The organism is Actinophytocola sp. (genome assembly GCF_036555685.1).
Lineage (GTDB): Bacteria > Actinomycetota > Actinomycetes > Mycobacteriales > Pseudonocardiaceae > Actinophytocola.
On record NZ_DATBKY010000069.1, the window covers coordinates 1 to 10467 of the forward strand.

Here is a 10467-nt window from a genome sequence, read left to right on the forward strand (position 1 = left end):
GCGGCTGAAACGGCGGCTGAAACGGCGGCTGAAACGGCGGCTGAAACGGCGGCAGACGCGACGGCGGGCCCCGCGTTCAGACGCGAGGCCCGCCGTTCTCTGTGCGTAGCTCAGTGGCCGAAGTGGCCCTGGGTCTGCACGTTCAGCTCGTCGAACTTGACACCCTTGGCCGGGTTCGTCGCCGGATCGTTGATCTCCAGCACGTCGAGGCCCTTACCGATGTCGGACGAGTAGATGTAGCCGTTGTAGTAGTACGCCGACCACGTCCCGCCGCTGGTGTTCGGGTCCGCGGCCGGTCCGCGCTCCCAGAACCCGATCTTCTTCGGGTGCGCCGAGTCGGTGAAGTCCCACACCTGCACGCCGCCCATGTACCAGGACTGGACCATGATGTCCTTGCCCTCGACCGGGATCAGCGAGCCGTTGTGCGCGACGCAGTTCTCCTCGTCGGTCTGCACGCGGTCGATCTTGAAGTAGTTGCGGAACACCAGCCGCCGGTCGTCGCCGCGTCCCTGGATGTCGTAGATGCCGTCGGCGCCGCGCTCCGGACCGATCTCCGGGTTGCAGGTGGCCGAGCCACCGCCGCCGAGCTCGTCGGTGAAGATCACCTTCGTGCCGGCGTTGTTGAACGTGGCCGAGTGCCAGAACGCGAAGTGCGTCTCGTCCTCGACGCGGTGGATCTCGCGCGGGGCGAGCCGGTCGGAGATGTCGAACAGCACGCCGTCACCCATGCAGGCGCCCGCCGCGAGGTCCTTCGCCGGGTACACCGTGATGTCGTGGCAGCCCGAGGTGTCGACGCCGCCCGGCGTGTTGATGCCGCCGCCGTTGCCGGGGAAGCCGCCGTCCGGGAACAGCACCGGCGTCGCCGCGACCTTGGCCGCGGTCGGGTTGCGCAGCGGCACCTGGACGATCGAGATCGAGTCGTGCGGCGGCTGGCAGCCGGAGATCGTCTCCGACGGGCCGTACGACGAGATGTACAGGTAGGCGTTCTGGCCCGCCTTGTCCGGCACCAGCGTGTGGGTGTGCGAGCCGCACGACGTGGCCACCGACTTGATGTAGCGCGGGGCCTTCTTGTCGCTGATGTCGAAGATCTTGACGCCCTCCCAGTACGGCTTGGTGCCGTCGTTCTGGGAGGTCGAGGCGCACGAGTCGTCGCTGCGCCGCGAGTCGGTGGACAGGAACAGCAGGTTCCCGGTCACCGACACGTCGTTCTGCGAGCCCGGGCAGAGCACCTGGCTCGCGATCCTGGTGTGCTTGGGCTGCTTGATGTCGTAGATCGTGAAGCCGTTGTAGTTGCCGACGAACGCGTACCTGCCCTGGAACGCGATGTCCGTGCCGACGCCGTCCGCAAGCGGAGCCGTGGGCGGGATGTTGACGACCTGCCGCATGTTGGGGCTGCTGACGATCTCGTCATAGCCCGGCGAGTCCTGAGCTGCGACCGATGGCACGCCGGCGAGCATGGCCGCGCCCAAGGCGGCCGCGCCGAGTACCGCGGTTGACGCCGTGCGGCGCCATCCGTGCAGGGTCGATCTCACTGCTTGTACCCCTCTCGTCACCCGTCGGAAGACAACATTATGTACAGGTAAGTGAGGAATAAACTAGCTCCCAAAGGGTGCGTAATCGTCGGATGGGAACACGGTTGCCGATGACTCGGACAAGTCGGGCTAACGGCTCGCTACTCGCCGCACGCGGAACGATCACGCTCGGGCTCGGCGCCCTGCTCGCGGCCGGCGTGCTCGGCGGCTGCAGCACCGCGGAACCCCCGCCGCCGGCGAACTCCGCGCCGGTCATCGTGCCCGGCCGCCCCGGCGAGGAGGCCAGCACGATCCCGCCGGGCAAGGCCACGCCGCTCGAAGAGGAGGCCCCCAACGACGCGGACGTGACGTTCGTGCGGGACATGATCGTCCACCACGGACAGGCCGTCGAGATGGCCGATCTGGCGGCGAACCGCGGCCAGAGGTCTGACGTGAAGGGCCTCGCCGACCGCATCGCGGACGTCCAGCGGCCGGAGATCGACATGCTCAACCGGTGGCTGGAACAGCACGACCTGCCGAAGGTCGACCCGGCCGGCCACGGCGCGGCACACGCCGGCATGCCCGGCATGGCCACCGGCGAGCAGGTCGAGGCGCTGCGGGAGGCTCGTGGGGCGGCGTTCGACAAGCTGTTCCTGCAGCTCATGGTGACCCACCACGAGGGCGCGCTGACGATGGTCGAGGACGTCCGCCGGCGCGGGGTCAACGTCCGGGTGCAGGAGATCGCCGACGACGTGGCGGTCACGCAGGCCGACGAGATCCACCGCATGCAGCGCATGCTCGGCTCCTGAGCGGACGGGAAACCCGCAGGCCAAGCGTCGGAGAGGCTCGCTACAGTTTCTTCGCAAACCTGCTCGACCGAGAACTTCTAGGAGTCAGCCGTGTCCGAGTCGCGTCCGCCAGCCGCCGAACCCACCCCGCGCGTGGTGGTGCCGGCGGGTACGACGGCGGGCAGCGCGGTCCGCGAGGCCGGCCTGCCCGGCAAGGGCCCGGACGCGGTCGTCGTGGTCCGGGACGTGGACGGGCGGCTGCGGGACCTGTCCTGGGTGCCGGACGCCGACGCCCAGGTCGAGCCGGTCGCGGCCGACACCGAGGACGGCCGGGCGGTGATCCGGCACTCCGCCGCGCACGTGCTCGCCCAGGCCGTGCAGGACCAGTTCCCGGAGGCCAAGCTCGGCATCGGCCCGCCGGTGCGCGACGGCTTCTACTACGACTTCGACGTCGCGCGCCCGTTCACCCCCGAGGACCTGCAGGCGCTCGAGAAGCGCATGAAGCAGATCGTCAAGTCCTCGCAGCGGTTCTCCCGCCGCGTCGTCGAGTCGGTCGACGCCGCGAAGAAGGAGCTGGCCGCCGAGCCGTACAAGCTCGAGCTGGTCGACCTCAAGTCCGATGTGGACACCGACGAGGTCATGGAGGTCGGCGGCGGCGAGCTGACCATCTACGACAACCTCGACCCGCGCAGCGGCGAGCAGGTCTGGGGCGACCTGTGCCGTGGCCCGCACGTGCCGACCACCAAGCACATCCCGGCGTTCAAGCTCACCCGGGTCGCCGCCGCGTACTGGCGCGGGAGCGAGAAGAACCCGCAGCTGCAACGGATCTACGGCACCGCGTGGGAGTCGTCCGAGGCGCTGGACGCCCACCTCGAGCGCGTCGCCGAGGCCGAGCGGCGCGACCACCGGCGCATCGGCGCGGAGCTGGACCTGTTCTCGTTCCCGGAGGAGATCGGGTCGGGCCTGCCCCTGTTCCACCCGAAGGGCGGCATCATCCGCCGCGAGATGGAGAACTACTCGCGGCAGCGCCACGAGGAGTCCGGCTACGAGTTCGTGAACACCCCGCACATCACCAAGAGCGGGCTGTTCTACACCTCCGGGCACCTGCCGTACTACAAGGACACCATGTTCCCGCCGCTGCAGCTCGAGGGCGAGGACTACTACCTCAAGGCCATGAACTGCCCGATGCACCACCTGATCTTCCGCTCGCGCGGGCGGTCCTACCGGGAGCTGCCGCTGCGGCTGTTCGAGTTCGGCACGGTGTACCGGTACGAGAAGTCGGGCGTCGTGCACGGGCTCACTCGGGTCCGCGGGCTGACCATGGACGACTCGCACATCTACTGCACCCCCGAGCAGATGCCCGGGGAGCTGCGGTCGCTGCTGAAGTTCGTGCTGGACCTGCTCGCGGACTACGGTCTGTCGGACTTCTACCTCGAGCTGTCCACCCGGGGCGACACCGACAAGTTCATCGGCTCGGACGACGAGTGGGCGGAGGCGACCGAGATCCTGCGCCAGGCGGCCGTCGACTCGGGCCTGGAGCTGGTGCCGGACCCGGGCGGCGCGGCCTACTACGGCCCGAAGATCTCGGTGCAGGCGAAGGACGCGATCGGCCGCTCGTGGCAGATGTCCACCATCCAGCTGGACTTCAACCACCCGAAGCGCTTCGAGCTGACCTACACCGCACCGGACGGCTCGCGGCAGCAGCCGGTGGTCATCCACCGCGCGCTGTTCGGCTCGATCGAGCGGTTCTTCGGCGTACTGACCGAGCACTACGCGGGCGCGTTCCCGGCCTGGCTGGCACCGGTCCAGGTCGTCGGCATCCCGATCGCGGACGAACACGTGGAGCACCTGTCGAAGGTGGCGTCCGAGCTGCGCGCGCGTGGCGTGCGGGTCGAGGTCGACACGTCCGACGACCGGATGCAGAAGAAGATCCGCAACCACACCACCCAGAAGGTGCCGTTCATGCTGCTGGCGGGCGGCAAGGACGTGGCGGCCGGCGCGGTGTCGTTCCGCTTCCGCGACGGCAGCCAGGTCAACGGCGTCCCGGTCGACCGGGCGATCGCGTTGATCACCGACTGGATCGCCACCCGGTCGAACGAGTCGCCGTCGGCGAAGAACGTCGAGGTCGAACACTAGGATCGGTTCATGACCGATGCCGGGCCCGAGCGCGTGGAACAGGAGGGCGTCGGGATTCCCGATGCCCTCCAGCGGCTGTGGACTCCGCACCGGATGGCGTACATCAAGGGGCAGAACAAGGCCGAGGGCGATGACGTCGACGGCTGCCCGTTCTGTGCCCTGGTGGAGCTGGCGGACGCCGACGCGCTGATCATCGCGCGCGGCTCGCTGGTGTACGGGGTGCTGAACCTGTACCCGTACAACCCGGGCCACCTGATGGTGGTCCCGTACCGGCACGTGGCGGACTACACCGAGCTGACGCCGCAGGAGACGGTGGAGCTGGCGGAGTTCACCCAGCGCGCGATGACGGTGGCGAGGTCGGTGTCGGCGCCACACGGTTTCAACATCGGCATGAACCAGGGCGTGATCGCGGGCGCGGGCATCGCGGCGCACCTGCACCAGCACGTGGTCCCGAGATGGGGCGGCGACTCGAACTTCATGCCGGTGATCGGCCACACGAAGGTGCTGCCACAACTGCTGGGGGAGACGAGGACACTCCTGGCGAAGGCCTGGGAAGCAACGGAGTAGCAACCGCCGCCACAGGAAGGCGACGTCCGTGAGCTACGCCAATACCCCATTCGCCGCCGATTGGCGGCGGCTGGGATGGGGCCAAGATCACGAGCGGCCTCCGGCCCCCGAGATCCAGCGTAGCGACGACCGCCGACAAGATCGCCGCGAGAGCCTGAGACCGGTGGACAACGCGACCGGACCGAACAGAAGGGCGCGCCCCCACCGGAGGCGCGCCGCAACAAAGCCGGACAGGAGCCGCGGCAGGATCAGGTGTTCTCGGGCTGCCGGAGGACGGCTTCCACCTCGATGTGGATGTCGATCTTGTCGGCGACCACTGCGACGCCGTTCTGGGCGCCGTCGAAGTTGACGGCGAAGTCCTTGCGGTTGATCTGCGCCGTCGCCGAGAAGCCCGCGCGGGTGCCGCCCCACGGGTCGGCCGTGAAGCCGTTCAGCTCGAAGGTCAGCGGGACGACCTTCGTGATGCCCTTCAGCGTGAGCTCGCCGTCGAGGACGAACTCGTCGCCGTCCTGGCGGGCGCCGGTCGCGCGGTAGGTCATCTCCGGGTGGGTCTCGACCTCGAAGAAGGCCGGGGAGCGCAGGTGGTCGTCGCGCTGCTTGTTGTTCGTGCTGACCGACCGGAGGTCGATCGCGATGTCCACGGACGACTCGAGCGGGTCCTCACCCGTGACGATGTGACCCTGCACATCGTCGAACCGCCCGCGAACCTTGGCCACCACCATGTGCCGAACGACGAAGCCCACGTCGGTGTGCGCCGGGTCGATGTCCCAGGTGCCGGCCAGGTAGCCGGGAATCTTGAGAGCGGTTGCGCTGCTCATCGAATACTTCCTTCGTGGAGATAGTTCAACGCTCATCAGTTGAGCGCTCAACCGAGACTCTACGCCTACTTGTTGAGAGTTCAACAAGTACACTGTGAGACATGTCTGACACCCGTTGGCTCACCGAGCGCGAGCAGGAGGTGTGGCGCGACTTCATGGCGGCGTTCCTCGGGCTCACCGACCAGCTCGCGCGCCAGCTCCAGCGGGACTCCGCCATGCCGCACGCCTACTACGAGATCCTCGTCTCCCTCTCCGAAGCACCGGATCGCACACTGCGGATGAGCGAACTCGCCGGCCTGCGCGGCTCCTCCCGCAGCCGCCTGTCCCACGCGGTCGCCCGGCTGGAGGAGGCCGGCTGGGTGATGCGCCGCGAATGCCCGACCGACAAGCGCGGCTCGTTCGCCGTGCTCACCGACCGGGGCTTCGCCGCGCTCGAGGCCGCCGCTCCCGGCCACGTCGCCGAGGTCCGCGAGAAGCTGTTCGACAAGCTCACTCCCGAACAGATCGAACAGCTCGGGGAGATCAGCAAGGCGATCCTGAGCGGTGTCGACACGTCCGCGACGACGTGCTGTCCGGACCTGACCGGCGGCGACCGTTAGGCTCTTCGCGCATCCGTTGCCGCTCCCTTGGACGAGACTCGCCCGACCATGCTGAACATCTTCGCCCGAGCCTCGGTCTCGCGCGTTACCGACCCGATCGGCGAGTGGCTCGTCCGCCTCGGCCTGACGCCGAACGCGATGACGCTGATCGGCACCGCGGGCGCGGTCGGGTTCGCGCTCTGGGCGTTCCCCACCGGGCACCTGCTCGCCGGGACCTTCACGGTGTGGGGCTTCGTCATGCTCGACCTGCTCGACGGCGCGATGGCGCGCGCCAAGGGCGGCGGCACGAAGTTCGGCGCGGTGCTCGACTCGACGTGCGACCGGATCGCCGACGGCGCGCTGATGGCGGCGATCGCCTGGTACGCCTTCGAGATCGCCGAGCGCCGCACCCTCGCCGCGGCCGCGCTGATCTGCCTGGTACTCGGCCAGGTCATCTCCTACATCAAGGCACGCGCGGAGGCGTCCGGGCTGTCGGCCAACGTCGGCCTCGTCGAGCGCGCCGAGCGGCTGATCATCGCACTCGTCGGCACCGGCCTGCAGGGCATGGGTGTGCCCTACGCCGTCGACATCGCGTTGTGGTTGCTCGTGGCCGGCTCGGTGATCACGGTTGTGCAGCGGCTGGTGGCGGTGCGACAGTCGGCCACCCAGCAGAGCGGAAACCAGGCGACCACCCCGGAGGCAGACGAATGACCGGTGTCGGAGAACGGCTGCAGGGCGCGGCGTACGCGGCGGGCTGGGGCCTGGTGCGCGCGCTGCCTGAGTCCCTCGCGCGAGCCGCCTTCCGGTCCGGTGCCGACCTCGCCTTCCGCCGCAACGGCCCGGGCGTCCGCCGGCTGCGCCGCAACTACGCGCGCGTCGTGCCGCAGGCGGGGCCCGAGGAGCTCGACGAGCTCGTCCGCGCCGGCGTCCGGTCCTACTCGCGGTTCTGGATGGAGACCTTCCGGTTGCCGGGCATGGACCACAAGGCGATCTACGAGTACCTGAGCGAGCGGTTCGTCGGCCTGTCACTGATCGACGCCGCGCTCGACCGGGGCAGGGGGTTGATCCTCGCGCTGCCGCACACCGGCAACTTCGACGTCTCCGGCATCTGGCTCGTCGGTCACCAGGGCCGGTTCACGACCGTCAACGAACGGCTCAAGCCGGAGTCGCTGTACCAGCGGTTCGTCGGCTACCGCGAGTCGCTGGGCTTCGAGATCCTGCCGACCGGCGGCAGCGCGTACCGCGTGCTCATGGAACGCCTGCGCGACAACAAGGTCGTCTGCTTACTCGCCGACCGCGACCTGTCGCGACGCGGCATCGCGGTCGACTTCTTCGGCGAGCAGACCCGGATGCCGGCCGGCCCCGCGCGGCTCGCAGCCGCGACCGGCGCGCAGATGCTGGTCGTGGACAACATGTTCACCGAGGACGGCTGGGCCCTGCGGGTCCACACGCCGATCCTGGTCAACGGCCGCGACGAGGTGGCCTCTGCGACGCAGCGGATGGCCGACGGGTTCGCCGCCGACATCGCCGCCCACCCCGCCGACTGGCACATGATGCAGAATCTGTGGCTCGCTGATCTGCCGGCCGAGCGCCGCAAGGCGCTGTCGGGCGAGCCCGAGGGGGCGTCGGAGTCCCGGTGAGGATCGGGGTCGTCTGCCCGTACTCCTTCGAGGTTCCCGGAGGAGTGCAGGGGCACGTCGTCGACCTCGCGAAGGCGTTGCGGAAGCTCGGCCACCAGGTCGACGTGCTCGCGCCGGCCGACGAGGACACCCCGCTGCCCGAGTTCGTCCGGCCCGCCGGGCGCGCGGTCGGCATCCCGTACAACGGCTCGGTCGCCCGGCTCTCGTTCGGTCCGGTGTCCTACGCGCGAGTGCGCAAGTGGATCCGCTCGCACGACTTCGACGTGCTGCACCTGCACGAGCCGACCGCGCCGAGCCTGTCGATGCTCGCGCTGATGATCGCCGACGGGCCGATCGTGGCCACGTTCCACACGTCCACGCACCGCTCCCGCACGCTGTCGGCGTTCCAGGTCGTGCTGCAGCCGTTCCTGGAGAAGATCACCGCGCGGATCGCGGTGTCCGCGCTCGCGCGGCGGGTTCAGGTCGAGCACCTGGGCGGCGACGCGGTGGAGATCCCGAACGGCGTGGACGTCGAGTTCTTCGAGCACGCGAAGCCGCTGCCCGGCTATCCGCGCGAGGGCGGCACAGTCGGGTTCGTTGGCCGGTTCACCGAGCCCCGCAAGGGGATGCCGGTGCTGCTCGACGCGCTGCGCGTGCTCGTGCCGGAGTTCCCGGGCCTGCGGCTGGTCGTGGTCGGCGGCGGTGACCGGGACGAGCTGCGCCGCCAGGCCGGCCCGGAGCTCGCCGGCCGGCTGGACCTGCTCGGGCAGGCCGATGACGATGTGAAGGCGCGGATGCTCTCCAGCGTCGACGTGTACTGCGCACCGAACACGGGCGGGGAGAGCTTCGGGATGATCCTCACCGAGGCCATGGCGGCCGGCACCGCGGTCGTGGGCAGCGACCTCGACGCGTTCCGCCGGGTGCTCGACGACGGGCGGGCCGGCGCGCTGTTCCCGGTGGGGGACCCGGCTGGATTGGCGAAAGCGCTCCGCGAGATGCTGACCGAACCGCAGCGTCGGGGAACGTTGGTCGCGAACGCTCGCCGCCGGGTGGGGGCTTACGACTGGCCGGTGGTGGCCGGGCAGGTGCTGCGGGTGTACGAGCAGGCGATCGCCGCGGATCCGCGGCATGTGGTCGAGTCTGGGTGAGGTGTACGACGTGAGCGAGAGCGAGGGAGCGCACGCCGTCTGGACGGAGGAGCAGCGCGCGTAGGAAGACGGCGTTCTAGCGACTGAGCGAAGCGAACTGGAGGCACTGTTGAGCACGGGTCTGCTGATCACGTTGCTGGCCGTCGCCCTCGTGGTGGCGGTGGTTGTGGGGTTGTGGCTCGCGGCGACGGCGAACCGGCTGGACCGGTTGCACGTGCGGACCGACGCGGCGTGGGCGGCGCTCGACGCGGCGCTCGCCCGGCGCGCGGTCGTCGGCCGGGCCGTGGCCGCGGCCATGCGGTTGGACAACGTCGGCGGCGGGGCGAACGGCGGCGTCGCCGCCGACAAGCTGCGCGCCGTGGCTGAGCGCGCGGAGCAGACCGAGCGCTCGGAGCGCGAGGAGGCGGAGAACGCGCTGTCGCTGCAGCTGGCTGGCGTCGACCGCGGCAAGCTGCCGCTCGCGCTGACGGCCGAGCTGCTCGACGCCGAGCAGCGGGTGGTGATCGCGCGGCGGGTGCACAACGACGCCGTGCGCGACACGCTCGGGCAGCGCAGGCGCCGCGCGGTGCGGTGGTTCAAGCTCGCCGGAACCGCGCCGCAGCCGGAGTACTTCGAGATCGTCGAGCCGTCGCTGAACGGCGACTCGGGCGCCGCGCCGCTGCCGCGGCCGTCCGCGCGGGTGCTGCTGCTCGACGGACAGCGGCGGCTGCTCCTGTTCAAGGGGCACGACCCGGGCCGGCCGGACACGCGGTGGTGGTTCACGGTCGGCGGCGGCGTCGAGCAGGGTGAGGACCTGCGTGCCGCGGCGTTGCGCGAGCTCGCGGAGGAGACCGGCATCGAGCTGGCCGACAAGGACCTGCTCGGCCCGATGTGGCGGCGCCGGGTCGTGTTCAGCTTCGACGGCCGCGCCTACGACGGCGAGGAGTGGTTCTTCCTCGCGGACCTGTCCGGGTCGGGGGAGAAGGTGGAGATCCCGATCGACACGTCCGGGTTCACCGACGTGGAGAACAACACCGTGGACGAGCACCGCTGGTGGAGCGTGGAGGAGCTGCGGAACACCGAGGAGACGGTGTACCCGGTGCAGCTCCCCACGCTCCTGCCCGAACTGCTGTCGTCCACATGGGACGGAACGGTCCGCGTGGTGCGCTGAGCCGTCAGGTCAGCTGGGCGGCGATCGCGTCCGGCAGCGGGTCGTACCGCACGAACCGGGCCGGCCGGACACGCGGTGGTGGTTCACGGTCGGCGGCGGCGTCGAGCAGGGTGAGGACCTGCGTGCCGCGGCGTTGCGCGAGCTCGCGGAGG

The 10467-nt window shown here is 69.9% G+C and carries 11 protein-coding genes; 9 read left to right on the forward strand and 2 right to left on the reverse strand.

What is annotated here, in order from left to right:
• Positions 1 to 110: 110 nt before the first annotated feature.
• The gene (locus VH969_RS07330; RefSeq protein ID WP_331972439.1) at positions 111 to 1457 is read right to left on the reverse strand and encodes an LVIVD repeat-containing protein; all 1347 of its coding nucleotides are present in this window, start codon (positions 1455 to 1457) and stop codon (positions 111 to 113) included.
• Between the two features lie 185 nt (positions 1458 to 1642).
• On the opposite strand from VH969_RS07330, the gene VH969_RS07335 reads away from it, so the two are divergent.
• The 3 genes from VH969_RS07335 to VH969_RS07345 all read left to right on the forward strand — a co-directional run bounded on the left by VH969_RS07335 (position 1643) and on the right by VH969_RS07345 (position 5002).
• Positions 1643 to 2320, forward strand: coding sequence for a DUF305 domain-containing protein (locus VH969_RS07335; protein ID WP_331972411.1), 678 nt, complete (start codon positions 1643 to 1645; stop codon positions 2318 to 2320).
• A gap of 90 nt (positions 2321 to 2410) precedes the next feature.
• On the forward strand, positions 2411 to 4435 hold the full coding sequence (gene thrS / locus VH969_RS07340) for a threonine--tRNA ligase (RefSeq protein ID WP_331972414.1): 2025 nt from the start codon (positions 2411 to 2413) through the stop codon (positions 4433 to 4435).
• A gap of 9 nt (positions 4436 to 4444) precedes the next feature.
• Positions 4445 to 5002: an HIT family protein gene (locus VH969_RS07345; RefSeq protein ID WP_331972417.1), complete on the forward strand. Its 558-nt coding sequence runs from the start codon at positions 4445 to 4447 to the stop codon at positions 5000 to 5002.
• 248 nt (positions 5003 to 5250) lie between these two features.
• Here VH969_RS07345 and VH969_RS07350 read toward each other — a convergent pair whose 3' ends face one another.
• Positions 5251 to 5820: a YceI family protein gene (locus tag VH969_RS07350; RefSeq protein WP_331972420.1), complete on the reverse strand. Its 570-nt coding sequence runs from the start codon at positions 5818 to 5820 to the stop codon at positions 5251 to 5253.
• 101 nt (positions 5821 to 5921) lie between these two features.
• Between VH969_RS07350 and VH969_RS07355 the strand changes: the two genes are divergently transcribed.
• From VH969_RS07355 to VH969_RS07380, 6 genes are all read left to right on the forward strand, one after another.
• Positions 5922 to 6419 carry a MarR family winged helix-turn-helix transcriptional regulator gene (locus tag VH969_RS07355; RefSeq protein WP_331972423.1) on the forward strand — a complete coding sequence of 166 codons (498 nt, stop codon included), beginning with the start codon at positions 5922 to 5924 and terminating at the stop codon, positions 6417 to 6419.
• 48 nt (positions 6420 to 6467) lie between these two features.
• Positions 6468 to 7109 (forward strand): phosphatidylinositol phosphate synthase, encoded by a 642-nt coding sequence (pgsA, locus tag VH969_RS07360; RefSeq protein ID WP_331972426.1) that lies wholly within the window; start codon positions 6468 to 6470, stop codon positions 7107 to 7109.
• Entirely contained in the window at positions 7106 to 8038 is a 933-nt protein-coding gene (locus tag VH969_RS07365; RefSeq protein ID WP_331972430.1) for a phosphatidylinositol mannoside acyltransferase, read from the forward strand. Before pgsA ends, VH969_RS07365 begins: the two co-directional genes overlap by 4 nt.
• Positions 8035 to 9165 (forward strand): glycosyltransferase family 4 protein, encoded by a 1131-nt coding sequence (locus VH969_RS07370; RefSeq protein WP_331972433.1) that lies wholly within the window; start codon positions 8035 to 8037, stop codon positions 9163 to 9165. The genes VH969_RS07365 and VH969_RS07370 overlap by 4 nt, the downstream gene beginning before the upstream one ends.
• A 109-nt stretch (positions 9166 to 9274) precedes the next feature.
• Positions 9275 to 10315: an NUDIX hydrolase gene (locus tag VH969_RS07375; protein WP_331972436.1), complete on the forward strand. Its 1041-nt coding sequence runs from the start codon at positions 9275 to 9277 to the stop codon at positions 10313 to 10315.
• 13 nt (positions 10316 to 10328) lie between these two features.
• A partial coding sequence (locus VH969_RS07380) for an NUDIX domain-containing protein (protein ID WP_331972442.1) occupies positions 10329 to 10467 on the forward strand: 139 nt, incomplete at its 3' end.